General features: G+C 70.3%; 29 protein-coding genes. 8 read left to right on the plus strand and 21 right to left on the minus strand.

The features are described from left to right. Positions 1-122: 122 nt before the first annotated feature. From SLW52_RS03435 to SLW52_RS03470, 8 genes are all read right to left on the minus strand, one after another. Entirely contained in the window at positions 123-716 is a 594-nt protein-coding gene (locus tag SLW52_RS03435) for a hypothetical protein (protein ID WP_320739417.1), read from the minus strand. Further along, entirely contained in the window at positions 713-2038 is a 1326-nt protein-coding gene (locus tag SLW52_RS03440; RefSeq protein ID WP_320739416.1) for an alpha/beta fold hydrolase, read from the minus strand. Before SLW52_RS03440 ends, SLW52_RS03435 begins: the two co-directional genes overlap by 4 nt. A gap of 1 nt (position 2039) precedes the next feature. Continuing rightward, positions 2040-2216 (minus strand): DUF4177 domain-containing protein, encoded by a 177-nt coding sequence (locus SLW52_RS03445; protein WP_017912401.1) that lies wholly within the window; start codon positions 2214-2216, stop codon positions 2040-2042. Next, the gene (locus tag SLW52_RS03450; protein WP_010341193.1) at positions 2213-2392 is read right to left on the minus strand and encodes a hypothetical protein; all 180 of its coding nucleotides are present in this window, start codon (positions 2390-2392) and stop codon (positions 2213-2215) included. The genes SLW52_RS03445 and SLW52_RS03450 overlap by 4 nt, the downstream gene beginning before the upstream one ends. Further along, on the minus strand, positions 2389-2679 hold the full coding sequence (locus tag SLW52_RS03455; RefSeq protein ID WP_320739726.1) for a hypothetical protein: 291 nt from the start codon (positions 2677-2679) through the stop codon (positions 2389-2391). The genes SLW52_RS03450 and SLW52_RS03455 overlap by 4 nt, the downstream gene beginning before the upstream one ends. A 13-nt stretch (positions 2680-2692) precedes the next feature. Next, complete coding sequence (locus SLW52_RS03460; RefSeq protein ID WP_267125914.1) at positions 2693-3565, minus strand: SPFH domain-containing protein; 873 nt, start codon at positions 3563-3565, stop codon at positions 2693-2695. A gap of 334 nt (positions 3566-3899) precedes the next feature. After that, positions 3900-4526, minus strand: coding sequence for a DapH/DapD/GlmU-related protein (locus SLW52_RS03465; protein WP_267084595.1), 627 nt, complete (start codon positions 4524-4526; stop codon positions 3900-3902). After that, entirely contained in the window at positions 4516-5667 is a 1152-nt protein-coding gene (locus SLW52_RS03470; RefSeq protein WP_152236211.1) for a Rieske 2Fe-2S domain-containing protein, read from the minus strand. Before SLW52_RS03470 ends, SLW52_RS03465 begins: the two co-directional genes overlap by 11 nt. A 194-nt stretch (positions 5668-5861) precedes the next feature. On the opposite strand from SLW52_RS03470, the gene purT reads away from it, so the two are divergent. Further along, positions 5862-7049: a formate-dependent phosphoribosylglycinamide formyltransferase gene (purT, locus tag SLW52_RS03475; protein WP_320739411.1), complete on the plus strand. Its 1188-nt coding sequence runs from the start codon at positions 5862-5864 to the stop codon at positions 7047-7049. A 77-nt stretch (positions 7050-7126) separates the two neighbouring features. Here purT and SLW52_RS03480 read toward each other — a convergent pair whose 3' ends face one another. From SLW52_RS03480 to SLW52_RS03510, 7 genes are all read right to left on the minus strand, one after another. Next, complete coding sequence (locus tag SLW52_RS03480; protein WP_043092813.1) at positions 7127-7762, minus strand: hypothetical protein; 636 nt, start codon at positions 7760-7762, stop codon at positions 7127-7129. Continuing rightward, a complete protein-coding gene (locus SLW52_RS03485) occupies positions 7759-8400 on the minus strand; it encodes a hypothetical protein (protein WP_223875685.1) in 642 nt (213 codons plus the stop codon). Before SLW52_RS03485 ends, SLW52_RS03480 begins: the two co-directional genes overlap by 4 nt. A 7-nt stretch (positions 8401-8407) precedes the next feature. Then, positions 8408-9163 carry a PhnD/SsuA/transferrin family substrate-binding protein gene (locus tag SLW52_RS03490; protein WP_017912409.1) on the minus strand — a complete coding sequence of 252 codons (756 nt, stop codon included), beginning with the start codon at positions 9161-9163 and terminating at the stop codon, positions 8408-8410. Further along, positions 9160-9645: a PAS domain-containing protein gene (locus tag SLW52_RS03495; RefSeq protein ID WP_320744232.1), complete on the minus strand. Its 486-nt coding sequence runs from the start codon at positions 9643-9645 to the stop codon at positions 9160-9162. The genes SLW52_RS03490 and SLW52_RS03495 overlap by 4 nt, the downstream gene beginning before the upstream one ends. Positions 9646-9670: 25 nt before the next feature. Next, positions 9671-10054: a roadblock/LC7 domain-containing protein gene (locus tag SLW52_RS03500; protein WP_017909884.1), complete on the minus strand. Its 384-nt coding sequence runs from the start codon at positions 10052-10054 to the stop codon at positions 9671-9673. Positions 10055-10368: 314 nt separating this feature from the next. Further along, complete coding sequence (locus SLW52_RS03505; protein ID WP_295949662.1) at positions 10369-11601, minus strand: endonuclease/exonuclease/phosphatase family protein; 1233 nt, start codon at positions 11599-11601, stop codon at positions 10369-10371. A 91-nt stretch (positions 11602-11692) separates the two neighbouring features. Then, positions 11693-12607 (minus strand): arginyltransferase, encoded by a 915-nt coding sequence (locus SLW52_RS03510; protein ID WP_226978502.1) that lies wholly within the window; start codon positions 12605-12607, stop codon positions 11693-11695. Between the two features lie 16 nt (positions 12608-12623). On the opposite strand from SLW52_RS03510, the gene SLW52_RS03515 reads away from it, so the two are divergent. Then, complete coding sequence (locus SLW52_RS03515; protein WP_152182090.1) at positions 12624-13226, plus strand: EF-hand domain-containing protein; 603 nt, start codon at positions 12624-12626, stop codon at positions 13224-13226. Between the two features lie 359 nt (positions 13227-13585). On the opposite strand, the gene SLW52_RS03520 is transcribed toward SLW52_RS03515, so the two are convergent. The 3 genes from SLW52_RS03520 to SLW52_RS03530 all read right to left on the minus strand — a co-directional run bounded on the left by SLW52_RS03520 (position 13586) and on the right by SLW52_RS03530 (position 15877). Then, complete coding sequence (locus tag SLW52_RS03520; RefSeq protein WP_017912414.1) at positions 13586-14107, minus strand: DUF2007 domain-containing protein; 522 nt, start codon at positions 14105-14107, stop codon at positions 13586-13588. 10 nt (positions 14108-14117) lie between these two features. Then, the gene (gene tesB / locus SLW52_RS03525; protein ID WP_017908864.1) at positions 14118-15026 is read right to left on the minus strand and encodes an acyl-CoA thioesterase II; all 909 of its coding nucleotides are present in this window, start codon (positions 15024-15026) and stop codon (positions 14118-14120) included. 71 nt (positions 15027-15097) lie between these two features. Continuing rightward, positions 15098-15877 carry an enoyl-CoA hydratase/isomerase family protein gene (locus tag SLW52_RS03530; protein ID WP_043092802.1) on the minus strand — a complete coding sequence of 260 codons (780 nt, stop codon included), beginning with the start codon at positions 15875-15877 and terminating at the stop codon, positions 15098-15100. 34 nt (positions 15878-15911) lie between these two features. Here SLW52_RS03530 and SLW52_RS03535 point away from each other — a divergent pair, with 34 nt between their 5' ends. Next, entirely contained in the window at positions 15912-16361 is a 450-nt protein-coding gene (locus tag SLW52_RS03535) for a copper chaperone PCu(A)C (protein WP_043092800.1), read from the plus strand. Positions 16362-16576: 215 nt separating this feature from the next. Here SLW52_RS03535 and SLW52_RS03540 read toward each other — a convergent pair whose 3' ends face one another. Both SLW52_RS03540 and uvrA read right to left on the minus strand, forming a co-directional pair. Then, positions 16577-16984 carry a thioesterase family protein gene (locus SLW52_RS03540; RefSeq protein WP_017912417.1) on the minus strand — a complete coding sequence of 136 codons (408 nt, stop codon included), beginning with the start codon at positions 16982-16984 and terminating at the stop codon, positions 16577-16579. Continuing rightward, positions 16984-19983, minus strand: a complete 3000-nt coding sequence (gene uvrA / locus SLW52_RS03545; protein WP_320739407.1) for an excinuclease ABC subunit UvrA — start codon at positions 19981-19983, stop codon at positions 16984-16986. Before uvrA ends, SLW52_RS03540 begins: the two co-directional genes overlap by 1 nt. Positions 19984-20279: 296 nt before the next feature. On the opposite strand from uvrA, the gene rplU reads away from it, so the two are divergent. The 3 genes from rplU (at position 20280) to cgtA (ending at position 22196) form a co-directional block, all read left to right on the plus strand. Continuing rightward, positions 20280-20600, plus strand: a complete 321-nt coding sequence (gene rplU / locus SLW52_RS03550; RefSeq protein WP_010341170.1) for a 50S ribosomal protein L21 — start codon at positions 20280-20282, stop codon at positions 20598-20600. Between the two features lie 12 nt (positions 20601-20612). Continuing rightward, entirely contained in the window at positions 20613-20873 is a 261-nt protein-coding gene (gene rpmA, locus SLW52_RS03555; protein ID WP_010341169.1) for a 50S ribosomal protein L27, read from the plus strand. A gap of 267 nt (positions 20874-21140) precedes the next feature. Beyond that, on the plus strand, positions 21141-22196 hold the full coding sequence (gene cgtA / locus SLW52_RS03560; RefSeq protein WP_017916359.1) for an Obg family GTPase CgtA: 1056 nt from the start codon (positions 21141-21143) through the stop codon (positions 22194-22196). Between the two features lie 121 nt (positions 22197-22317). On the opposite strand, the gene rpsT is transcribed toward cgtA, so the two are convergent. Next, on the minus strand, positions 22318-22590 hold the full coding sequence (rpsT, locus tag SLW52_RS03565; RefSeq protein ID WP_010341167.1) for a 30S ribosomal protein S20: 273 nt from the start codon (positions 22588-22590) through the stop codon (positions 22318-22320). A gap of 116 nt (positions 22591-22706) precedes the next feature. Between rpsT and murJ the strand changes: the two genes are divergently transcribed. Beyond that, positions 22707-24299 carry a murein biosynthesis integral membrane protein MurJ gene (murJ, locus tag SLW52_RS03570; RefSeq protein WP_026144088.1) on the plus strand — a complete coding sequence of 531 codons (1593 nt, stop codon included), beginning with the start codon at positions 22707-22709 and terminating at the stop codon, positions 24297-24299. 372 nt (positions 24300-24671) lie between these two features. Continuing rightward, entirely contained in the window at positions 24672-25670 is a 999-nt protein-coding gene (locus SLW52_RS03575) for a bifunctional riboflavin kinase/FAD synthetase (RefSeq protein WP_320739406.1), read from the plus strand. Positions 25671-25672 lie beyond the last annotated feature (2 nt).

Raw genomic sequence — 25672 nt, forward strand, 5'->3', positions numbered from 1 at the left:
CTCGACGCGGTGTGCTCCACGGATCGGGCGCGTCGCGCGGCGAGACCTTGCCGCACCGCGCAGCATGTCGTGCCCTGCGCGGCCGGTCGCAGCAGCGACCGACGCGGCGAGGCCCGCCGGACTCAGGCCATGCGGCGCGCCGTGCCGCGCGTGTCTTCGCCGCAGTGTGCTTGCGCCGCGAGTGTCTGCCATTCCTGCAGCACCTGCCTGGGGTGTTCGACGCTGAGCAGCAGCCAGCCGCCGGCGTGCAGCGGAACGGCCAGGACGCGATCGCTGGTGATCAGACAGAACGCCTTGTGCCCGTCGCGGGTCCGGTAGTGGCCCGCATGAAAGCCCGGGTAGCCGAAGCCGAGCAGCTTCAAGGCCGGCTTGAAGCCGGTGTGCTCGGACAGCGCGATCACGCGCGCGTCCCCCAGGCGCAGCGCGGCCAGCGGTACGCGCTTGGTCAGGAACGTCGCACGCACGTCCACCAGGCCCTCGTGCATCAGTACGCGCTGCCGCGCGAAGGTGGCGGTGCCGGCCACGCCGATCAGCGCCAGCAGCCCGAAATGCCACCAGAGCGCGCCAGGCCGTGCGGCGTGCAACGCGAAGCCACCGATCACGGCGGCGACAAGCAGCAGTGGCAGCCACAGCCACAAGGCCAGGCCCAGCCGATGCGCCGGCGCCACCGGATACCGCCGTGCCGGGGAGGGCGACGTGGAGCGCAGCCGGCTCATGGTGCGGCGCCATGGCTGGCGGGCAGGGCGCGCACCCAGGTCGCGACATCGGCGATCAGGGCCGGGTCGACGTGGCCGGGCGTGGCGTACTCGGCCGGTCCGGGGGCGCCGCTGCCGGCGATGCCCAGGTGGTTCAGCGCGGCGTAGCGGTGCAGGGTGGCATGCGGATCGTCGGCCAGCGCCTGTTGCCACCGCTGCCAGTCCGGCGCGGTGACCTGGAAATCGCGCTCGCCCTGCAGCCACAGCACCGGCATCGGCCCGAGCGCGCGGACGTCGGCGACCGGATCGACCTGTTCGATCGCGCGCCAATAGGTGGCAGGTACGTCCAATGGCGAATCGCTGCGCGCGACCTCGCCACTGCCGCGGACCTTGGCCACGCGGCGCTCGAGCTCGGCCAGCGCCGCCTGCCGCTGCGGCGACGGTGGATGTTCCTGGCTCAGCAGGTAGCGGTTCTGCTCGATCAACAGGTCCAGCAGCGGTCGCGCCGGCGCCGCCCACAGCACGATGCCGGCGGTCTTGCCGGAGCGGTGCGCGATGCGGGCGGCGAGCATGCCGCCCTGGCTGTGGCCCATGACCACGATGCGCGCAGGGTCGATGCCGGGCGTGCGCGCCAGCGCCGCCACCGCGGCGACGGCGTCGTCTGTGGTCTCGTCGTCCATGGTGAACCCCTGGTTGATGCGCCCGGCAAAGCTCTCCGGCAAGGCGAAGGTGCGCTTGTCGTAGCGCAGCACCGCGATGCCCTGCGCGGCAAGCCCGCGGGCGACGTCGAGGAACGGACGGTTCGGGCCGATGGTCTCGTCGCGGTCCTGTGGGCCCGAGCCGTGCACCAGGACCACCGCCGGGAACGGACCCTTGCCTGCCGGCAGGGCCAGCGTGCCCGGCAGCGGACCGACCGCAAACGCCTGTTCGCTGAAGCCGGCGTCGGCGGCGGGCGGCGCCGGCGCCGGCGGTGGTGCGGGAGTGAACAGCAGGCCGGCGATCTTGCCGTCCGCGTCGATCGACACATGCGCCAGCAGTGCGCCGCGCTCGAACTGCAGGCGCTGTTCGATCACGCGCAGCCCGTGCTGCTCGCGTTCGCTGGCCGGGCCGCGCTGCTGCAGCGCGCCCAGTTGCGTGGACAGCGTACGCCAGGCCTCGGCCAGCTTGTCGGGTGGCACCGCCTTGGCCATCGCCGGGGTGAACTCGGCCTCGACCGCGGCCAGGTCGCCGGCCTTCAGGCGATCCAGCAGCGCGCTGGCAGTCTGTTGCGGCGTCGCCGCCAGCACCGTGAGCGGAGCGAGCAGCGCCGTCAGTGCAAGCGCAAGAACCCGATGCGGGCGCATGTCAGAGCTCCCGCTTGAACAGCAGCAGCGGCTTGGTGCCCGGTAGTGCGACGACATTGACCAGTTCCCAGCCGAGCTTGCCGTGCTTGTTCAGGTCGGCCTGCAGTTCGTCCAGTTTCAGTCCCAGCATCAGATTGGTCTTGGCCTCGACGGTGAGGTATTCCCAGCGCTTGCTCATGCTTCCGGCTCCTTGTCGTCACGCGGCTTGGGTAGCCGCCCTGCCTTGCGCAGCGCGTCGCGCAACACGTATTCGATCTGCGCGTTGAGGCTGCGCAGTTCGTCGTCGGCCCAGCGCTGCGCCGCCGCCAGCACGTCGGCGTTAATGCGCAGCGGATAGGCCTTCTTCTCGCTCATGACCGCTCCTGCCGCGCGGCGTCGCTGCGCCGCAGGTGCAGCAGCATCGACACGATCAGCGCGTTCACCACCAGCAGCAGTGCGATCGCCACCGCATAGACGCCGGCGCGCTGGCCGCCGCTCCAGTACAGCGCCGCGGCGCCGAGCAGGATCGCCAGGCCGATCAGCGCCCAGCGCAGGCCCAGCCCGCGCGCGCGGTCGTCGCCCTTGCCGCCGACCCAGGCGGCGATGACCAGGGCCGGCAGGCCGGAGAGGGCGAGCGCCAGCGGCGCGATGGCGGCGTGCATGGACATCGGCACCTCAGTACAGCGAGCCGGCGTTGACGATCGGCTGGGTGCCGCGGTCCGAGCACAGCACGGTCAGCAGGTTGCTGACCATGTGCGCCTTGCGCTCCTCGTCCAGTTCGACCACGCCGTTCTTCTGCAGTTCGGCCAGGGCCATCTCGACCATGCCCACCGCGCCAGCGACGATGCGCGTGCGCGCGGCGATCACCGCGTTGGCCTGCTGCCGCTGCAGCATCGCCTGGGCGATTTCCGGGGCGTAGGCGAGGTGGCTGATGCGCGCCTCGATCACGTCCACGCCGGCCTGGGTCAGGCGTTCGTCGAGGTGGCGCTTGAGCTGTTCGCTGATCTCGTTGGGATGGCTGCGCAGCGAGATCTGCCCGTCCTCGTGCTGGTCGTAGGGATAGCTGGTGGCCATCGCGCGCAGTGCCGCCTCGGACTGGATGTGCACGAAGCTCTCGTAGTCGTCGACGTTGTAGACCGCCTCGGACGCGTCCATCACCTGCCACACGATCACCGCGGCGATCTCGATCGGGCTGCCGTCCAGCTCGTTGACCTTGAGCCGCCCGCTCTCGAAGTTGCGCACGCGCTGGCTGACCTTGCGCTTGCTGAAGAAGGGGTTGTTCCAGCGCAGGCCCGGGTCCTTGACCGTGCCCACGTAGCGGCCGAACAGGCTCAGCACCGCGGCCTGGTTCGGTTCCAGCGCATACAGGCCGACCACCAGGAACAGCGCGACGGTCAGCACCGGGATCGCGACCAGCAGGGTCCACGGCATCGCCGACGGCTGCAGCACGCCGGTGGCGATGATCGCGCCGGCGCCGGCCACGAACACCAGGACCAGGCCCGCGATCATCGGGATGCCGGGCAGGGAGGAACGGGGCTGCTCTTTCATGGTGGACGTCCTTGGGTGGTTGGACGAAAAGATATCAAATTGATATCAGGTTGCAAGAGACGGGGAGTGGGGAATCGGGAATGGGGAATCGTGGGAGCGGGTTCATGGGGGCGGGCGGGTCTAGGGGAGCCGGCTACCCACCTGCGTGCGGCATCCGCTTTTGAGGACCGGGAAGGTGCTGAAGTCGCCGGTATGCAGAGGCGGGCAGCCCGGGTGTCGACTTGGCGGGCGTCGGCGGTGTGCATCCATCGGCTGCGTGCCGTCACGCCGAGGGCAGCAGACCCAGCGCTTTTACGATTCCCCAATCCCGATTCCCGGCCGCCGAGGCGGCCACTCACCCGCCGAGAATCAGCACCGGGCTGCGAAAGCCGCTGAGGTGGTGGGTGCCGGTGGCGATGTCGCTGCGGTAGCGGCCGGGAATCTCGATCTGGCAGCGTTTGCCGATGCGCACGCCGGGGCCGATGTCGACCTGTCGGCCGAGCGTGGCCTGGGCGCCGATCTGCGCTTCGGCAGCGAGCGTCACGCCGGCCTCGATCCATGCCGAGGCGCCGACCTTGACCGCCGATTCCAGCACCGCCGCCGCGCCGATCCAGGCGTTGAAGCCGATGTCGCAGTGCGTATCGACGATGGCGCCGGCGCCGATCGCGCAGTTCTCGCCGACGCGTGCGCTGGCCGCCACCTGCGCGCCGCGGCAGATCAACGGCGGCATCCTGAAACCGCGCGCCTTCAATTCCCCCATCAGCTCCTGGCGGCGGAAGTTGAGGAACTGCGCGCCCCAGGCGACGAAGGCGGTGGCACCGGTATCGGCCAGCGCGTGCAGGGCATCCAGGTCGAAGCGGTAGTCCTTGCCCTGGGCCACGTCCACCGGGTGCAGCACGCAGTCCGGCGCCGCCTCGGCCCAGGCCGCCAGCGCCCAGCGCAGCAGCGCACCGCTGCCGACCACGTACTTGTCAGAGGACATGGCGGCCCTCCATGACATCCATGTACCAGCGTTCGATCTGCATGTTGGCGTGCTCGTAGTCGCCCAGCACCGCGCGCGGGGCGCCGGCGCGCAGTCCCGACTGCACCTGTTCCATGATCTCGATGTCCTCGCGCAGCACCTTCTCGGCGCCGTGCAGGTGCCCCAGCAACACTGCGTCGGAACCCGGATAGCGATGCTTCTTGCGCGCGGTGACGTAGTAGACCAGCAGGTCGGTGCGCTGCGCCGATACCGGCTGGTGGTGCTCGATGATGAAGGAATAGCCACCCGAGCCCGAGGCGATGTGCAGGTTCGGGTACAGCAGCCAGTTCAGATACCAGTCGTCGTTGCCGAAGCGTTCGACGTGCGCGTGCCAGGGATAGTGCGCCATCGCCACCAACGGCTCGTTGAGCCCGCCGCTGCTGAAATCGCGCAGGCGCGCCAGATGCGCCTCGCGCGAGGCGCTGCCCTCGGCATGGTAGCGGCGCGCCTCGGCGACGCCGGCATCGTCCATCTGCACCTGGAACTTCACCTGCTGCGCCAGCGTGCGCGCATGCACGAAGCGCGGGTGCAGCGCGTCGCGCAGGTTCTCGTAGGCCAGCTTCCAGTTGAAGTCGGCCTCGAAGGTCGCCACCAGCACTTCGTCGTCGAACTGTTCGGAAGCGGCGCGCAGCATCTCCAGCGCCTCCAGCGAGAACTGCGCCTCCAGCGGCATCGGCGCGGGCGACAGGTTCACGAACACCAGCTTGCCGATGCAGGCCACCGCGAAGCGGCGCAGCCGCAGGCAGGCGCGCGCCTCTGGAGCGAGGCGGTAGGCATCGTCCTGGAACGGGATGTTGTCCACGCCGCCGTCGGCGCCGTAGCGCCAGCCGTGGTAGCTGCAGACCAGCGGGCGCACGCCCTGCGGTTGCTGTTGCAGCGGGTTCTGCCGGTGCAGGCACAGGTTGTCGAAGGCGCGCAGTTCGCCGTCGATGTGCTGCACCACCACGTCCACCCCGCAGATCGAGCGGCGCACGAAGGCGTTGGGCTTGTCCAGCAGCATGCGCGGCGCCACGAACTGCCACAGCGGCATCATCAGGAGCTCGCGCTCGCGCGCAAACCAGGCCTCGTCGATGTAGGCCTCGGCCGGCATCAGCGAGTGCATGGGCGCGCCTCGGCGGTGCGGCAGGGCGTGCCGTGGCGGTGTTCGGCGCTGTGTGCGTGCATGGCGACATCCCCAGTGACGTTGCGGAAGATAGCACCTCGCTGCGCGCCGACGATGGCGTGGCCGATCCTGTGCCGGCGTGGGGCGCCGGCCCGGTAGAATACGGCTCCCCTCTTCGCGCAGGCGCCGCCGTCATGGTCACTCTGGGAACCCCGCTGTCCGCTTCCGCCACCCGCGTGCTGCTGCTCGGCTCCGGCGAACTGGGCAAGGAAGTGGCGATCGAACTGCAGCGCTTCGGCGTGGAGGTGATCGCGGTGGACCGCTATGCCGACGCCCCGGCGATGCAGGTCGCGCATCGCAGCCACGTGGTCGACATGCTCGATGCGATGGCGCTGCGCGAACTGATCGCGCGCGAGCAGCCGCACCTGATCGTGCCGGAGATCGAGGCGATCCACACCGAGACCCTGGTGGCGCTGGAGCGCGACCTCGGCCAGCGGGTGATCCCGACGGCGCGTGCGGCGCGGCTGACCATGGATCGCGAAGGCATCCGCCGCCTGGCCGCCGAGACCCTGGGCCTGCCGACCTCGCCTTACCGCTTCGTGGACACGCCCGAGCAGTACCGCGAGGCGATCGCCGCGGTCGGCCTGCCGTGCGTGGTCAAGCCGGTGATGTCGTCCTCCGGCAAGGGCCAGAGCACGCTGCGCAGCGCCGCCGATATCGACGCGGCGTGGGAGTACGCGCAGACCGGCGGCCGCGCCGGCGCCGGCCGCTGCATCGTCGAGGGTTTCATCGACTTCGAGTACGAGATCACCCTGCTGACCGTGCGCCACGCCGGCGGCACCGCGTTCTGCGATCCGATCGGGCACTGGCAGAAGGACGGCGACTACCGTGAGAGCTGGCAGCCGCAGTCGATGTCGGCGCTGGCCCTGCAGCGCGCTCAGGACATCGCCCGTGCGGTCACCGACGATCTCGGTGGCTGGGGCCTGTTCGGCGTGGAGCTGTTCGTCAAGGGCGACGAAGTCTGGTTCAGCGAAGTGTCGCCGCGGCCGCACGACACCGGCCTGGTCACCCTGGTGTCGCAGGAACTGAGCGAGTTCGCCCTGCATGCGCGTGCGATCCTCGGCCTGCCGATTCCGGCGATCCGCCAGAACGGCCCGTCGGCCTCGTGCGCGCTGCTGGCCCACGGCGAAGGCGTGCCGCGCTTCGGCAACGTCGATGCCGCCCTGCAGGCCCCTGACACTGCCCTGCGTCTGTTCGGCAAGCCCAGCGTGCACGGCCACCGCCGCGTCGGCGTGACCCTGGCCCGCGGCGCCGACATCGAGCAGGCACGCCAGATCGCCCGCGCCGCCGCCGCCGCCCTCACCATCGACCTGGACGCATAAAACGGCGAGCGCTCGAAAGCGGGGCCAAAGGGGACCCGCTTTCCCATTCCCCACTCCCGATTCCCCATTCCCGGCCCTCAAGCCGGCGGCGCGAACCGTGCCGCCGCCAGGCGGATGCTCCACACCAGTTCGACCATCGCCAGGTTGTTGAGCAGCGCCTCGCCGCCCAGCACCAGCCAGTAGCCGGCGCCGTCGACCCAGAACGGCACGAACGACCAGTCCGGCAGCAGCAGTTGCGGCTCGCTGTAGAACGCCACGTAGCGGTGCGCGCCGTGCCAGCCGCGCGCGCTCTGACGCTGAGCGAAGCCGGAGAAGTCGGCCGCGGCCACGCTCAGCGTGTCGGCCTGTTCCTGGTCCAGGCCGGCATGGCCCAGGCAGAAGCCGCTGTCGGAGGCCAGCACCGCGCGGCGTTCGGCCGACAGCGGGGCGATCACATGCTGGGCGAAATCGTCCAGGCGGATTTCCGGGCCCGGCACTGCGCGCCGCAGCAACTGCACCCATTGCTGTTCGCGCGCCTCCTGCAGCAGCCGCTGTGCGTCGCCGCCCACGCGCTGGCGCCACTCCTGCAGCGACAGCGCGCCGTGCGCGCCGAGCAGCAGTTGCAGCGCGCGCTGCAGGCGGTCGGGCGTGGCGCTGGCGAAGCCGTGCAGCACGCCGTGCGGGGTCGGCATCAGCCAGGTCGGTTCGGAGCCGGTCGGGTCGGGGGCGGTCATCGCGGCGCACTCGCGCTGGAAAAGGACAGGGCGTCGACGTTGCGGCCACCCAGCGGCTCGCGCTGCTGCAGCCAGCGCGCGGTGCTGTCCCAGCGGTCGCCCAGGGCCAGCGCATGGCGGCGCAGTTCGCGGGTGGCGAGCATGAAGGCGAGCTTGTCCTGGCAACTGATGCAGTAGTCCAGGAACTCGCGCTCGCAGCGCGCCGCGGCGATCGGTGCGCCGTCGCACAGCGCGTCCACCACCTCGCGCACCATCCGCCGCGAATGGTCCGGGCTGGCCCGGCGCACCCGCGCCGGCACGTCGGCGGACGGCCGCGCCAGCACGCTCCAGCGCGTGGCCAGGGCGTTGATCGGCAGCAGCGCGTGGCCCTGGCTGTGGCGCTGGAAGGTCTCGGCCACGTGCGGCGCCAGATGCGCCGCGGCCATCTGCAGCGCCAGCTGGCGCAAGGCGACGTCGTGCCGCGGCAAGGCCACGAACAGGTCGGCCAGCACGCCCTGGGTCGGTTCGTTGTCGTGCAACTGCAGTGCGGCGTGCAGCCGCGCCAGGTGCGCGGCGGCATCGCGCGGGTCGCGCAGCAGTGCGCGGGCATGGGTGCGCATCACCAGGCGTGCGGGATCGCGAGCGGGAAGCGTGGGCATGGGCGCCTCAGTCCAGCAAGGTGTCGATCAGGTCGATCATGAATTCGGCGTCCTCCGTGGCCATCGCCTCGAAGCCGCGTTCCAGGCCCAGCGCGTCGAGCACCGCCTGGTCGTCGCGATGCGCGGCATCGCCCAGCGCCAGCAGGGCGTCGCGCAGCGCAGGCAGTTGCGGGCCCAGGCGCGGATGCGCCAGCAGCACGTGGCCGATGTCGCACAGCGCGCTTTCCACCAGCGGACGCAATCGCGCGCGGGTCAGGCGCGACAGGCCGTGGTAGGCGGTGGCCAGGAACAGGCCGGCATCGGCTTCGCCTTCCAGCAGCAGCCGCGCTACCGCGGCGTAGCTGCTGGCCGGGCGCCAGGCGATGCGTTCCGGCTCCAGGTCGGCCGGTTCCAGCAGGCGCAGGCCGATCAGGCGTACGTCGTGGTTGGCGGTCAGGGCGATGCGGCAGCCGTAGGGCAAGTCTTCCACGCAGCGCGCCGGCGCCTCGGCCGCGGTCGCGATCACCACCTCGTCGGCGTGCCCGCGCGGCCTGACCAGCGGCAGGTAGCCGCGGTCGCGGATCAACGCGCTGGCGTCGAACGGGCTGGCGTACACCAGGTCGACGACGCTGTCGTCCAGCAATTGCCGCTGTTCGGCGGCATCGGCCGGCATCAGCAGGCGCAGGCCGAGGCCGGCGCGGCGCTGCAGCACCGTGCTGAGCAGGTACCAGCCGCCGAAGTACTCGGGCGCGAAGTCCGGCGCGACCAGGAACGTGCAGCTCATGCCAGCGGCTCCGCGCGTTCGTCCTGCAGCCATTGCGCGTACAGCGGCTGCAGCGCGTCGATGCGCCGCCGCGACGGCTTGCGCCGCACCGAGGTGAAGCCGACCACGCGGCCGTCGCGGACGTTCGGCAACGCGGTGGCGTAGACCCAGTAGCAGGCGCCGTCGCGGCGCAGGTTCTTGACGTAGCCGTGCCACTTCTCGCCGGCCAGCACGGTGTCCCAGAGTTCGCGGAATGCGCGCCGCGGCATCTCCGGGTGGCGCAGGATGCAGTGCGGCGCGCCGATCAGCAGTTCGCGCGGCCAGCCGCTGAGTTCGACGAAGGCGTCGTTGGCGTGGGTGATGACGCCGTCCAGGTCGGTGCGCGAGACGATCAGGCGCCCGTCCGGATAGGCCACCTCGCGTTCGCTCCAGTACACCGTGCGGCGGCTGCCGTCGTGATAGCGCAGCTCGGCGCTGCGGTGCGGCTCGTGCGGCGCTTGCATCGGCGGCAGCGGCATGGCGGCGCCCCTACAGGATCTGTTGCAGCGCCTGCGCGGCGCGCTTGATGTCCAGGAACACCAGGCCGAGCTTGGCGCTGGGTTTGGCCAGCACGGTGAGCACTGCCTCGCGGCCGGCCGCACTCATGATCACGTAGCCGAGTTCGCCCTGGATCAGCACCCGCTCCAGCGCGCCGCGCGCCAGTTCGCGCGCGCTGCGCTCGCCCAGCGCGAGCAGCGCCGCGGACATCGCGCCGACGCGGTCCTCGTCCATGCCCTGCGGCATCGCCGAGGCGATCATCAGCCCGTCCAGGGAGATCAGCGCCGAGGCCTCGATATCGGCAGTGGCGCCATTGAGGCCTTCCAGCGCCTGTTGCAACTGTTGCGTTCGCATGCTCGCCATCCGCTTGCGCATCCCGACCGGGTGCGGGAGGCATTGGACCGCGTCGGCGCGGGTTTGCCCTTGATCTGGATCAAGGCCGATGGCGGTGCCCGGCGCAGGCGCTGCGCAGGAGGGGCGATCCGATGGGCGGCACCGCTGCCGCGAAGGGGGCAGGCCCTGCTCACACCGGCGCCGCCTCGCGGCCGGCGGTCAACGCGGCCGCGCGGGTGCAGGCCGCTCGCCAGGCGTCTGGCGCGCCGGCCAGGCAAGCAAAAGGCGGCCGCCAGGCCGCCTGTGGGGTGTTGCTAGGCGGCGCCATGCTGCGCGCCGCCCCGGTCCTCCTGCGCTTACGGCCCCGCGGCGACGTCGACCCAGACCAGGTGGTGGTCGCTGCCGTCGGCGATGGCGGCGGAGGCGTCATTGGAGGTCGGCCAGAACACGCCGCTGTCCAGGTAGCGGAAGTTGCGCGACGGCAACACGTAGTCCAGGCGCATGGTGCCGGCCTTGGGGCCGAAATCGCCGGTGACCTGCTGCGGTGGGCCGCGATGGTCGATGCCGGTGGCCGCGTAGGCGCGCGTGGTCTCCTCGCCGCCAGCGCTGTGCGGGGTGGGGTATTGCAGGACGCGCGGATGCGTCACCAGCGCGCGGATCGCGTCGTGGCGGCCGTCGCCGTCGATCACGTCGTTGTTGAGGTCGCCGAGCATCACGAACTGCGCATCGGCGGCCAGCCCGCCGCAGCGGCCGGCGTCGTCGCACAGCCAGTGCGCCTTGCCGCTGCCGGCATCGTCCAGGTACTCGCGCCACAGCCGCAGTTCGTCGTGGTTGCGTGCGGCGTTGCGCTTCTCCGCGCCGTCGAACACCGGCGGGGTCGGGTGCGCCACCAGCGCATGCAGCACGCCCAGCGGGGTGCGCACCGGCACGTCCCAGTGCGACTTGGACGACAGCCGCAGCTGCGCCCACACCGCGTCGCTGTGGAAGAAGCGGCCGGTGGCCGGATCGACCGGGCGCAGCGCGTCGGGCATCGCGCTCCATTTCAGCAGGCGGAAGCTGCGCACCGCCGCGGCGTCGATCGGGTACTTCGACAGCAGCAGCATGCCGTATTGGCCGGGATGCAGGCCGTAGCCCCAGGCGTCGTTGCCGCGCGCGCGGCCTTCTCCGCCGACATGGCCGTCGTTGTCCAGGTCCAGGCCGCTGGGCACGCCCGTGTTGACCGGGGCCAGGTAGCGGTAGGGATAGCGCAGCGCAGCGCCGCCGTGCGGTTGCGGCACCGCGAGGTAGCGCTGCTCGAACAGGTCGGCGGCGCGGTGCGCCTCGTCGTAGTCGAACTCGTTGAGCAGCACGATGTCCGGGCGCACCTGCTGCAGCACCGCGGCGATCTTGCGTGCCTGCGCGCTGTCGCCCTGCAGGGCGGCGATCAGTGCGCCGGGTTCGTCGGCATTGAGCGAGGTGTTGTAGGTGGCCAGGCGCAGCGTCCTGGCGGCGGGCGCGGCGGCGTCGGTCATCGGGGAGGACGTGGGAGCGGTGTGCGCGCAGGCGCCGCACAGCAGGGTCAGGGCGAGCAGGAGGAGGCGTGATGTCATGCGCCGATTTTCGCATGCGCGGCATGTCGGCACGATGGCGCCGCGACGTGCGGCGGCATCGGCTGGGCAGCCCGGTAGCGGTTGCCGTCGGCTAGCCGCCGAGCTGGCGCAGATAGTCGTCGAAGTCGCGCCAGTGGCGGCCGTCGTAGGCCTGCAGCGGCCGGAAGCGGCGCTTGTAGTCCATCTTCTGGTGGCCGCGGATCCAGTAGCCCAGATACAGGTGGCGCAGGCCCTCGCGTCGCGCCCAGGCGATCTGCTGCAGGATCGCCAGGGTGCCCAGGCCGCGCGCGCCGGCGTCCGGGTCGTAGAAGGTGTAGACCGCCGACAGCGCCTGCGCGGCGATATCGGTGACCGCTACCGCCAGCAGCGGCCCACGCCGTCCGTCCGGCATGCGTTGCCGCAGCTCCAGGAAGCGCCCATGCGACCAGCGGCCGATCAGGAACTGGTCGAACTCGTGCGCGCCGTGATCGTCCATGCCGCCGCCGGGATGGCGGTGGCGCAGGTAGCGCTGGTACAGCGCCAGCTGTTCCTCGCTGCGCTCGGCGGCGACGATGCGGACCTCGATATCGGCATTGCGCGCCAGGCAGCGGCGCTGGCTGCGATCGGGCACGAACGCATCGATCGGGATGCGCACCGCAACGCAGGCGCGGCAATGGTCGCAGTGCGGGCGATAGACCAGATCGCCGGAGCGGCGGAAGCCCCAGCTCAGCGCCAGCGGATATAGCGCGCCCAGGCGTGGATCGTGCGGGTCCAGCACCAGGTCGCGGGCCTGCCGCTCGGGCCAGTAGCCACACGCGTGCTGGCCGGTCTGGAACAGCCGCAGGTCGTCGCTGGCGTCGGAATGGATGGCCATGCGTCGAGCATAGCGCTTCGCCATCGCAGGGGCCGCGACTGTCCGCACCATGAATACGCCCGGCAGCCGGTCAACCGTGGCGGCGACGGGACGTTGTCTGCAGGGAAGGCGCCACGGCGCCGGACGCCTGCCGTCCTGGCAGGTTCCCATCATCCTCAGGGAGTGACCCATGAAGTCTCGCAACCCGCTGCTCGCCCTGGCCGTGCTGGCCGTGCTGTCCGGTACCGCCTACGCCGTTCCCCCGCCGCCGGCCGATCCCGCCGCGCCCGCCGATGCCGGCGGCATCGCCGCGCTCGACAAGAACGGCGACGGTGTCATCGACCGCAGCGAGGCCGCCGCCGATCCGCGCCTGGCCCAGCATTTCGACGCCATGGACAAGAACCACGACGGCAAGCTCAGCCGCGACGAGTGGCCGCGCCACGGCCGTCACGGCGGCCCGGGCGACCACGGCGTGCCCGGCGCGATGATGGCCAAGCTGGACACCAACAAGGACGGCCGCATCAGCCGCGCCGAAGCGCAGGCCGATCCCAAGCTCGCCGCGCGCTTCGACAAGATGGACGTGAACAAGGACGGCTACATCGACCGTGCCGACTTCGAACTGCGCGCCAAGCAGCATCGCGATGCCTGGTTCACCGCGGCCGACACCAACAAGGACGGCATGCTCAGCCGCGCCGAGTTCGATGCGGCGCAGGCCAAGCGCTGGGCGCATCGCCCGGGCGGGCAACGCGGCAGCGATGCGCCAGCACCGATGCCGGCGCCGGACAGCAACTGAGCCATCCGCCGCGGCGGTGGCCGCGGCGTCACTGCACCAAGGCGCCGATCGACAGCGCCCCTGCGCCCCGCGCGCAGGGGCGTTCTTGTTTTTCCATCTGCCGAAACCTGCCGTCGCGTGCAGTGCGGCGCAGGTGCAGCGGGACGCGCCTGGTCGCGCGGGGCGCGTCGACAGCGTCGCGGCCGGTTGCGGTGGCGGTCTCCGCTACGGCGGACACCGCGCGCAGGATGCGATCGCCGTGCCGATCGGATTGCCGTCGCAGCGTTGGCGCCTCCGCCGTCGCGCAAGGACGGCCATCGGCAGGGCGTCATCGCCAGAGGCGACATCCACCGCATGCGTGGACGTGCGTTCGGCGCGGCTCAGTTACCGCGGGGTGCCGGCTGCACGCGCACGCGCACTTCGTCGCTGCCGGTGTCCTGCGCCGGGGGCGTGGCCGGTTGCGTCGCGGGTGCCTGTGCTGGTGCGGTGGTCGGCGCGCGGTTGTCGCGATGGCGCAGCACGGTGATCAGCGCCACCGCACCGATCGCCAGCAGCAGGGCGATGCGGATGCGCCAGGCCCAGCGCTTGCCGCCGTCCGCTTCCACCTGCGAGCGGAACTCGTTCAAGTAGGGCGCACGGCCCTGTTCCGGATCGCGGCGGGTGCTGTCGAGCAGGCCGGCGTCGCGCAGCAGTTCGCGTGCGCGCGGCTGGTCGTCGGCGTGCACCACCCACACCGTGGGCTGGGCCTGCGCCGCGACCGGGTCGAGATAGCTGAACTGGCCGCTGCGCCGGGTCCGGTAGGAGCGGCCGTTGCTCAGGCGCACGTCGATGCCGGCATCGCGCAGCAGGGCGGCGACGCCTTCGGCGGTTTCCACACGTTGGCTGCTGAAGATCTGACGCATGTTCGTGTCCTCAGCGTTTTGCCGGCACCTGCGCCGCGGCGTCGGCGTCGGGGACCACCCGGATCAGGCCTTCCTGTGCGGTGCTGGCCACCAGGGTGCCGTCGCGGGTGAAGAACTGCCCGCGCGCCAGACCGCGCGCGCCCTGCGCGCTGGGGCTGTCCAGCGAGTACAGCAGCCAGTCGTCGGCGCGGAACGGGCGGTGGAACCACAGCGCGTGGTCGAGCGAGGCCATCTGCACGTTCGGCGTGTAGTAACTGATGCCGTGCGGGAAGGTGGCGGTGCCGAGCAGGTGGAAGTCCGAGGCGTAGGCGAGCAGCGCCTGGTGCAGTTCCGGCGCATCGCCGACCGGCTCGCTCAGGCGCAGCCACATCTGCTGGAACGGCGGACGCTTGGGCGGATTCAGTTCGTCGCGCGGATACACGTGGCGGAACTCGAACGGGCCGCCGCGCGAGAGCCAGCGCTGCACCTTGGTCGGCAGCGTCGCCAGCACGTCCGGGCGCGCCGCCGGAGTCGGCTCGATGTCTTCCGGTTGCGGCACTTCCGGCATCTTCAGCTGGTGGGTGGCGCCGTCCTCCTGTTCCTGGAACGAGGCCGCGCAGAAGAAGATCACCTTGCCGTGCTGGATCGCGGTGACCCGGCGCACCGAGAAGCTGCCGCCGTCCCGGGTGCGGTCCACGTCGTAGACGATGGGGTGCTCGATGTCGCCGGCGCGCAGGAAGTAGGCGTGCAGCGAATGCACGCGGCGCGCGTTCTCCACCGTGGCCTGCGCCGCCGACAGCGCCTGGCCCAGCACCTGGCCGCCGAACACGTACTTGGTGCCGATGTCGCGGCTCTGGCCGCGGAACAGGTTGTCCTCCAGCCGCTCCAGCGACAGCAGCTCGATCAGTTCGGAGACGACGGGGGCGGGCTTGGCGGACAAGAGGCGGGGCCTGGCGACGGACGTGTGCCGATTATAGCGGGCCGTCCGCGCCCGCCCGCGTCCCGCTCCGCTCAGCCCTTGCCCAGCCGCGCCACCAGCGCGCGCAGTGCGGCCTGGGTGTCCGGCGCCTGCCAGTCGTCGATCAGCCGCTCCAGCCCGATGTGCTCGTCGGCCAGCGCCGCGCGCAGGTCGGCGCGGGCGATGGCACGGGTCTGCAGCATCGGCTGCCGCGGGCGCTTGAGCAGGTCCAGCAGCCAGGCCAGCGCGCGCGCCACCACCAGGTCGGCGTCGACCAGTTCGTCGACCAGGCCGATCTCCAGCGCGCGTTCGGCACTGACCAGGTCGCCGCCGACCAGCAGGCGCTCGGCGCGGTGCGCGCCGACCACCCGCCGCAGCAGGCGCTGGATGCCTTCCGGGGCGACCAGGCCGACCTGGGTCTCGTTGAGGCCGATGTGCAGCGGATGCGCCGCATCGGGGCTGCGCGCCATCACCCGGTAGTCGCAGCACAGCGCCAGCACGCAACCGCCGGCCGGGGCGTGGCCGGTCAGCGCCGCGACCACCGGGATCGGGCTGGCGGCCAAGGCGCGCGCCGCACCGAAGAACTGCTGCCAGCTGCCCAGCAGCTTGGCGCGATCGTCGCCGTGGCCGAGCAGGTGCGGCACGTCCATGCCGGCGGAGAACAGGCGTTCGTTGCCCGACAGCACGATGCCGTGCGCGCCATCGGCGTTGGCCTGCTCGATCGCCTGGATCAGGTGCCGGCACAGGTCGGTGTCCAGCGCATTGACCGGCGGCCGCGCCAGGCGCAGTTCGCGGAGGGGGCCATGGTTGATCACGTCGATGAGCGTCGTCATGCTGCGGTCTGCTTTCGAAGAAGGAACCTCGGCGATGATAACCAAACCATTCGCTGGCGTATTGTTCGTGCTGTGTGCGGCGGTTGCCGCCACTGCGTCGGCCGCGGAACCGGCGTGCGTCACTCTGGAGCAGGGCTGGGCGCGCTTGCCGCCGAATCCGGCGATGCCGATGACCGCCGGCTACGGCGTGCTCCACAACGGCTGCGGCAAGCCGGTCACGGTCACCGGCGCCAGCAGCCCCAGCTTCGGCGATGTGTCGTTGCACGAGACCACGGTCGTGGCCGGCGTCAGCCGGATGCGCGCGGTCGAGCGCGTGCCGCTGGCGCCTGGCGCCCGCGTGGAACTCAAGCCCGGCGGCATGCACCTGATGCTGATGCAGGGCAAGGGCGCGCTGACCGAAGGCCAGGCCGTGCCGCTGCAGTTGCAACTGGAAGGCGGCGGCAAGGTCGATGCGACGCTGACCGTGCGCAAGCAGGCGATGTAGGGGAGCCTCCTCGGGAAAAGGCGCCTCCCCTTGTCGTAGGAGCGGTTCTCGTCCCCTTTGGTGGGATCAGCCGCGACGGGCGAAGCCCAGCGTCGGCTGAGACCACCCGTCGTCGGGACTGAAGTCCCTCCCACAAGGAGCGCACGCCGCTCCTGCGTGAGCAGGTCACTGCAAAGGGGCGGTGCGCCGGCTCGGGTCCGGCGCAAGCGCAGGCCTCAGCTCGTCGCCTTGCGTACGGCGTCCGGCAGCGGCGCGCTCTTGCCGGTCTGGGTGTCCATCCACACCACCACCACGTGGCCGTCGGAGTACAGCCGGCTTTCGTCCTGCTGGTCGACGATGCGGTGGCCGATGGTCACGCTGCTGGTGCCCAGGCGCTCGACGAACAGTTCGACCAGGATGTCGTTGGGCCACACGATCGGTGCGCGATAGTTGACGTTGGTCGCCGCCACCACCGGGGCGATGCGATCGCTCATCGAGACGCCTTCCACGCCCAGCATCCAGCGCACGCGCGCCTCTTCCAGGTAGGAGATGTACTTGGCGTTGTTGACGTGGCCCATGCTGTCCATGTCGCGCCAGCGCACGCTGATCGGGATGCGCGCCAGGATCTTGTGTTCGCTGCTCATCAAACGTCCTTCTTCTTCTTGGTGCCGGTGCTGGTGGTGCTCTTGCTGGCCTTGCCGCTCTTGGCGGCCACCGCCTGCTTCTTCGCCGGCTTTTCCGGCTTGACCTTGCGCGGCGGGCGCGCATCGGGCTTGTTGGCCATTGCCGCCGGCTGCTCCGGGCGCGCGCTGGTGGAGGGCAGCATCCGCGCCAGGAACTGGCCGGTGTACGACTGCGGGCAGGCCGCCACGTCTTCCGGCGTGCCGGTGACCAGGATGGTGCCGCCGCGGTGGCCGCCTTCCGGGCCGAGGTCGACGATCCAGTCCGCGGTCTTGATCACGTCCAGGTTGTGTTCGATCACCACCACGGTGTTGCCCTCGTCGCGCAGCTTGTGCAGCACGCCCAGCAGCGCCTCGATATCGTGGAAGTGCAGGCCGGTGGTCGGCTCGTCGAGGATGTACAGGGTGCGGCCGGTATCACGCCGCGACAGTTCCTTGGACAGCTTCACCCGCTGCGCCTCGCCGCCGGACAAAGTGGTCGCGCTCTGCCCCAGCTTGATGTAGCTCAGGCCCACGTCGACCAGGGTCTCCAGCTTGCGCGCGATCGACGGCACCGGCTCGAACAGCTTCAGCGCATCCTCGACGGTCATTTCCAGCACGTCGTTGATGTTGAAGCCCTTGTACAGGATCTCCAGCGTCTCGCGGTTGTAGCGCTTGCCGTGGCAGACGTCGCAGGGCACGTACACGTCCGGCAGGAAGTGCATCTCCACCTTGATCAGGCCGTCGCCCTGGCAGGCCTCGCAGCGGCCGCCGCGCACGTTGAAGCTGAAGCGGCCCGGCGAGTAGCCGCGCGAGCGCGCTTCCGGCACCTGCGCGAACAGTTCGCGCAGCGGCGTGAACAGGCCGGTGTAGGTGGCCGGATTGGAACGCGGGGTGCGCCCGATCGGCGACTGGTCGATGTCCACGACCTTGTCGAACAGGTCCAGGTGCTCGATCTCGCGGTACGGCGCCACGCTGTGCGAGGCGCCGTTGATCTCGTTCGCCGCCAGGGTGAACAGGGTGTCGTTGATCAGCGTCGACTTGCCCGAGCCGGACACGCCGGTGATGCAGGTCAGCAGGCCGGCCGGGATGTCCAGGTCGACGTTCTTGAGGTTGTTGCCGGTGGCCCCGCGCAGGTGCAGGGTCATCTTCGGATTGGCCTTGTGGCGCTTGGCCGGGATCTCGATGCGGCGCTTGCCGGACAGGTATTGCCCGGTCAGCGAGCGCGGCGCTTTCAGCAGGTCCTGCACGCTGCCGTGGCCGACCACCTCGCCGCCGTGCACGCCGGCGCCGGGGCCGATGTCCAGCACGTAGTCGGCCAGGCGGATCGCGTCCTCGTCGTGCTCGACCACGATCACCGTGTTGCCGAGGTCGCGCAGGCGGGTAAGGGTGCCGAGCAGGCGTTCGTTGTCGCGCTGGTGCAGGCCGATCGAGGGTTCGTCGAGCACGTACATCACGCCGACCAGGCCGGCGCCGATCTGGCTGGCCAGGCGGATGCGCTGCGCCTCGCCGCCGGACAGGGTGTCGGCCTTGCGCTCGAGGGTGAGGTAATCCAGGCCGACGTCGACCAGGAAGCCCAGGCGTTCGGCGATCTCCTTGACGATCTTGCTGGCGATCTCGCCGCGCCAGCCGGGCAGGTCGAGCTGGCGGAAGAAGCTCAGCGCATCGTCGATCGGCAGCACCACCAGGTCCGGCAGCGGGCGGTCGGCGACGAACACGTTGCGCGCGGCCTTGTTCAGGCGCGCGCCCTTGCAGTCCGGGCACGGCCGTTCGCTGATGTACTTGGCCAGTTCCTCGCGCACCGCCGGTGATTCGGTCTCGCGGTAGCGGCGCTCCAGGTTGGGGATGATGCCTTCGAAGCGATGCTTGCGCTGGGTGCGGCCGCCGGCATCGGTGAAGTAGGTGAAGGTGATGGTCTCGTCGCCGCTGCCGTACAGCACCGCCTGGCGCACGCTCGCCGGCAGCGATTGCCAGGGCGCGTCGACATCGAACTTGTAGTGCTTGGCCAGCGAGGCGATCAGCTGGAAGTAGTACGCGTTGCGCCGGTCCCAGCCGCGCACCGCGCCGGCCGACAGGGACAGCTCCGGATGCACCACCACCCGCTCGGGATCGAAGAACTCGGCCACGCCCAGACCGTCGCAGCTCGGACAGGCGCCCATCGGCGCGTTGAACGAGAACAGGCGCGGTTCCAGCTCCGGCAGCGAGTAGTCGCAGACCGGGCAGCTGTACTTGGAGGAGAACAGGTGCGGCGCGGTCGCGGTGTCGTCCAGCGACTGCACCGACACCATGCCGTCGGCCAGCTTCAACGCGGTCTCGAAGCTTTCGGCCAGGCGCTGCTTGATGTCCTCGCGCGGGCGGAAGCGGTCGATCACCGCCTCGATGGTGTGCTTCTGGCGCAGCGCCAGCGCCGGCACCGCGTCGATCTCGTACAGCTCGCCGTCCACGCGCACGCGCACGAAGCCCTGCGCGCGCAGTTGTTCGAACACCTGCGCATGCTCGCCCTTGCGCTCGCGGATCACCGGCGCCAGCAGCATGTAGCGCTGCTCCGGGTCCAGGGTCAGCACCTGGTCGACCATCTGGCTGACCGTCTGCGCCTCCAGCGGATAGCCGTGGTCGGGGCAGCGCGGCTGGCCGACGCGCGCATACAGCAGGCGCAGGTAGTCGTAGATCTCGGTGATGGTGCCGACGGTCGAGCGCGGGTTGTGCGAGGTCGACTTCTGCTCGATCGCGATCGCCGGCGACAGGCCTTCGATGTGATCGATGTCGGGCTTCTCCATCACGCTGAGGAACTGTCGCGCGTATGCCGACAGCGACTCCACGTAGCGGCGCTGGCCCTCGGCGTAGATGGTGTCGAACGCCAGCGAGGACTTGCCGGACCCGGACAGGCCGGTGATCACGATCAGCTTGTCGCGCGGCAGGTCGAGGTCGAGGTTCTTGAGGTTGTGCGTCCGCGCGCCGCGGATGCGGATGTAATCCATCGCCATGAAGAGATTCCGGAATGTGCCGGCCGTGGCGGTGCCGCTGGCCAGTGTGGGGGCGGAAAGGGGACGGCAATCGATCAGCGTACCCAGCTTGTCAGGTGGGGGCAATTGCCGCAGATCCCAGCGCCGCCGGGCGCCGGCGGCTGGCTGGTTCAGGCAGCCGCGCCGGCCCGCGGGGCTTGACAGTCCGGGCCTGGGTGGGCTTGACCCTGCCGCGCGCGGCGGCTTACAATCCCGCTCCTGTCTGCCCGAAACGGCACGGCAGGAACGACCACAATAACTACAGAGGAAGTCTGGTCATGTACGCAGTACTGGTCACCGGCGGTAAGCAATACCGCGTCGCGCAGGGCGAAACGCTCCGCGTGGAAAAGCTCGAAGTCGAAGCCGGCAACGAGATCACGTTCGACAACATCCTGATGCTGGGCGACAGCGACGGCATCAAGATCGGCGACGCGCTGAAGGGCGCCGCCGTCACCGCCAAGGTCGTGGCCCATGGCCGCGCCGACAAGGTGCGCATCATCAAGTTCCGCCGCCGCAAGCACCACATGAAGCGTCAGGGTCATCGGCAGCACTACACCGAAATCGAGATCACCGGCATCGCCGGTGGCGACAAGAAGTAAGGAGCAGCAGTCATGGCACACAAAAAAGGCGTAGGTTCCTCGCGCAACGGCCGCGACTCCAACCCGAAGTACCTGGGCGTGAAGATGTTCGGCGGCCAGGCCATCGAAGCCGGCAACATCATCGTGCGTCAGCGCGGCACCCAGTTCCACCCGGGCGCCGGCGTCGGCCTGGGCCGCGACCACACCCTGTTCGCGCTGGTTGACGGCAAGGTCGAGTTCTCGGTGAAGGGCGCCAAGAAGCGCCGCACCGTGAGCGTGGTCACCGAGGCGTAAGTCGCCGGTGTCCAGGGCCTGCGCCGTGGCGCAGGCTTGCTGACGAAAGCCCCGCTTCGGCGGGGTTTTTGTTTTGCGGCTGGGAATGGGGAGTGGGGGATCGGGAATGGGCAAAGGCGCCTCCCGTGAACTCGCCCTGTCCTGGTTGCGTCAGGCAATGCAGTGATGGATTTTGCCGATCTGTGGCTGCGACATAGAATCGTCGCCACGGCGATGGCTCGCTTTTCCCATTCCCGATTCACCATTCCCCATTCCCGGTTGTTATCCATGAAACTCGTAGACGAAGCGGAAATCCAGGTCACGGCCGGCAATGGCGGCAATGGCTGCATCGGCTTTCGCCGCGAGAAGTTCATCCCGCTGGGTGGGCCCGACGGCGGCGACGGCGGCAACGGCGGCAGCGTGTGGCTGGTCGCCGACGAGAATCTCAATACCCTGGTCGACTTCCGCCACCAGCGCGCGTTCCGTGCGCAGCGCGGCGAGAACGGCATGGGCCGGCAGATGTACGGCAAGGCCGGCGAGGACCTGACCATTACCGTGCCGGTCGGCACCGTGGTGATCAACGTCGAGACCGACGAGGTCATTGGCGACCTGATCGCGCACGGCGACCGCCTGCTGGTCGCGCAGGGCGGCAAGGGCGGCCTGGGCAACATGCACTTCAAGAGTTCGGTGACGCGCGCGCCGCGCAAGGCGACGCCGGGCGAGGAGGGCGAGGAGCGCACGCTCAAGCTGGAGCTGAAGCTGCTGGCCGACGTCGGCCTGCTGGGCTTCCCCAATGCCGGCAAGAGCACCTTCATCCGCGCCGTGTCCGCGGCCACGCCGAAGGTCGCCGACTACCCGTTCACCACGCTGTATCCGAACCTGGGCGTGGTCAGCGTCGAGGCCTACCGCAGCTTCGTGATCGCCGACATTCCCGGGCTGATCGAGGGTGCCGCCGACGGCGCCGGCCTTGGCGCGCAGTTCCTGCGCCACCTGCAGCGCACCCGCCTGCTGCTGCACCTGGTGGATCTGGCGCCGATGGAGGGTGGCGTGGATGGCGTGTCGCCGACCGAGCAGGTGCGGGCGATCGAGCGCGAGCTGCAGAAGCACGACCCGGAGCTGCTGGCCAAGCCGCGCTGGCTGGTGCTGAACAAGGCCGACCTGATGTTCGAGGACGAGGCGCGTGCGCTGGCCGAGCAGGTCGTCGCCGAGCTGGGCTGGACCCAGCCCTGGTACCTGGTGTCGGCACTGGGCCGCGAAGGCACCTGGCCGATCATGAAGGACGTGATGGCGTTCTTCGACCGCCAGCGCGAGGAGGCGCTGGAGGCGGCCGCCAATGCCTCCTGAGCGTCGCGCCGTCCCGCGGCGCGCGGGGCAGGGTGACGCGCACACGAAAAACCCGGCCGAGGCCGGGCTTTTTCGTGGTGCTGCCGGAAGCGTGGGCGCTTCCGGCGTCGACGGCAGCCGATCAGGCGGCGGTCTTGATCGCCTTGATACGGGCGCTCAGGCGGCTCTTGTGACGGGCAGCCTTGTTCTTGTGGATCAGGCCACGCGAGCTGAAACGGTCGAGGATCGGCTGGGCGATGGCGAAAGCGGCTTCGGCGCCGGCTGCGTCGTTGGCGTCCAGGGCCTTGATGACCTTCTTGACGGCGGTGCGCAGCATCGAACGCTGAGCCGTGTTGCGCGCGTTGCGCACGACGGTCTGCTTGGCGCGCTTCTTGGCGGACTTGATATTGGCCACGGTGGTGGTTTCCTGGAAAGCTGTGTGGTGGATAAAAACAAGCGGGAGAGTATGAAGCGTCCGAATATTCGCGTCAAGTCAATTGTCAAGAGGGCTGCCGCATGAGCCAGCCGCGCATGCTCCGCGGGCTGCTCTCCTTCAGCAGCATGACCATGGTCTCGCGCGTGCTGGGACTGGTGCGCGACCAGGCCATCACCATTTCCTTCGGCGCCAACGCCACCACCGACGCGTTCTGGGTGGCGTTCCGCATTCCCAACTTCCTGCGCCGGCTGTTCGCCGAGGGCTCGTTCGCCACCGCGTTCGTGCCGGTATTCACCGAGGTGAAGGAAACCCGCCCGCACGCCGACCTGCGCGCGCTGATGTCGCGGGTGTCCGGCACCCTGGGCGGGGTGCTGCTGCTGGTCACCGCGCTGGGGCTGATCTTCACCCCGCAGGTGGCGATGCTGTTCAATCCTGGCGCTACCGACGACCCGGCCAAGTTCGGGTTGATCGTCGATCTGCTGCGGTTGACCTTCCCGTTCCTGCTGTTCGTGTCGCTGACCGCGCTGGCCGGCGGTGCGCTCAATAGCTTCCACCGCTTCGGCCTGCCGGCGCTGACCCCGGTGATCCTCAACCTGTGCATGATCGCCGGCGCGCTGTGGCTGGCGCCGCGGCTGCAGGTGCCGATCCTGGCGATGGGCTGGGCGGTGCTGGTGGCCGGCGTGCTGCAGTTGCTGTTCCAGTTGCCGGCCTTGCGCGGCATCGACCTGCTGACCCTGCCGCGCTGGGGCTGGCGGCATCCGGACGTGCGCCGGGTGCTGACCCTGATGGTGCCGACCCTGTTCGGCTCCTCGATCGCGCAGATCAACCTGCTGCTGGACACGGTGATCGCCTCGTTCCTGTATGCCGGCTCGCAGAGCTGGCTATCGCAGGCCGACCGCTTCCTGGAGCTGCCGCTGGGCGTATTCGGGGTGGCCCTGGGCACGGTGATCCTGCCGGCGCTGTCGCGGCACCACGTCAAGACCGATCGCGCGGGCTTTTCCAGCGCGCTGGACTGGGGGCTGCGCACCACCTTGCTGATCGCGGTGCCGGCGATGCTGGGGTTGATGCTGCTGAGCCAGCCGCTGGTGGCGACCTTGTTCCAGTACGGCAAGTTCACCGCCTTCGACACGCGGATGGCGGCGATGTCGGTGTTCGGGCTGAGCTTCGGCCTGCCGGCGTTCGCCCTGCTCAAGGTACTGCTGCCGGCGTTCTATTCGCGCCAGGACACGCGCACGCCGGTGCGTGCCGGCGTCGCCGCGCTGGTCGCCAACATGGCGCTGAACCTGTTGTTCCTGGCGATCCTGTACCAGTTGTGGGTGCCGGCGGAGCTTCGTGCGCAGGGCGTGCGCGCGGCGCTGGAGGCGGTGCCGGGCCTGCACCTGGCGCTGGGCCTGGCCAGTGCGGTGGCCAGCTACCTCAACCTGTCGCTGCTGTGGCGCTGGCTGCGCCGCGACCAGGTCTACCAGCCCAAGCCGGGCTGGAGCGGCTACCTGCTGCGGCTGGGCGTGGCCTGTGCGGCGATGGCCGCCGTGCTGGCGCTGGGCCTGCACTGGCTGCCGGCGTTCACCACCATGGACAAGTGGCACCGGATCGGCAGCCTGCTGCTGCTGGTCGGCGGCGGCGGCGCGGTGTATCTGCTGGCGTTGCTGGCGCTGGGGTTCCGGCCGCGGGATCTGCGCGAGCATTGAAGCCGGGGTCCGGGGTCCGGGGTCCGGGGTCCGGGACCCGGGAGTTTCCGCGAGTGCTAAGCGCTTGCGATTGAACTGTGGGAGGGGCTGCAGCCCCGACGGGCCTTCCCGGGAAAGCCCGTCGGGACTGAAGTCCCTCCCACAGAAAGTGATCACTTTGTTTTTGCCGGATCGCCTGGCGGCGGTCTGGCTCCGCACGCCGATGCTGCCGTCCCGGGTCCCGGGTCCCGGGTCCCGGGTCCCGGGTCCCGAGCCCCGAGCCCCGAGCCCCGAGCCCCGAGCCCCGAGCCCCGAGCCAAGCCCCCACCCGCTATACTCGACGGTTACGCATCATCGACCGGCGCTTCCTGCGCCGGCGCTTCGGACCGAGGAATGAGCAGGCTGTTTAGAGACGTCGAGGGCGGGACCCTGTTCCCGCAGGGAAGCGTGGTCTGCATCGGCGCCTTCGATGGCCTGCACCTGGGCCACCGCGCGCTGGTGCGGCAGGCGATCACGCGCGCGCGCGAAGCGGGCGTGCCTGCGGTGGCGCTGAGCTTCGAGCCGCTGCCGCGCGAGTTCTTCGCCCCGGCCGCGCCGCCGCCGCGGCTGACCCTGGCCCGGTCCAAGGTGCAGGGCCTGCTCCAACTCGGCGTCGACAGCGTCGGCCTGCTGCGCTTCGACCGGCGCATGGCCTCGATGAGCGCGGAGGACTTCGTGCAGCGCGTGCTGGTCGAGCGCCTGCGTGCGCGCGAGGTCTGGATCGGCCCGGCGTTCCGCTTCGGCCACAAGCGCGGCGGCGACATCGCGCTGCTGCGTGCGCTGGGCGCCCAGCATGGCTTCGCCGCCGACGAGATCGCGCCGGTGCACCTGCGCGAGGAGCGCATTTCCAGCACCCGCATCCGCGAGCTGCTGGTGGCCGGCGAGTTCGCCCATGCCGCCGAACTGCTCGGTCGCCCGTATGCGATCGGCGGCCGCGTGGTGCGCGGCAAGCAGCTCGGGCGCACGCTCGGCTATCCCACCGCCAACCTGCGGTTCGCCCGCACCCCGGCGCTGTCCGGCATCTACGCCACCTGGGTGCACGGGGTGGCGGCGCAGCCGTGGCCGTCGGTGTCCAGTTTCGGCACCCGCCCGACCGTGCAGGGCGTGGAGCCGCTGCTGGAAGCGCACCTGTTCGATTTCCAGGGCGACCTGTACGGTCGCCACATCGAGGTGGAGTTCGTCGCCAAGCTGCGCGACGAGGAAACCTTTGCCGATCTGCCGGCGTTGACCGCGCAGATGCACCGCGACGCCGCGCTGGCGCGGCAATTGCTCGCTGCGCCTGCCGGCGCGGGCCTGCCGCCCGTGTCCGCCGCCCCGCGCGCGGACCTCCCCCTGAAGACCACCGACCGGTAACT

Origin of the sequence: Xanthomonas sp. LF02-5 (assembly GCF_034105325.1) — a bacterium.
Lineage (GTDB): Bacteria > Pseudomonadota > Gammaproteobacteria > Xanthomonadales > Xanthomonadaceae > Xanthomonas_A > Xanthomonas_A sontii.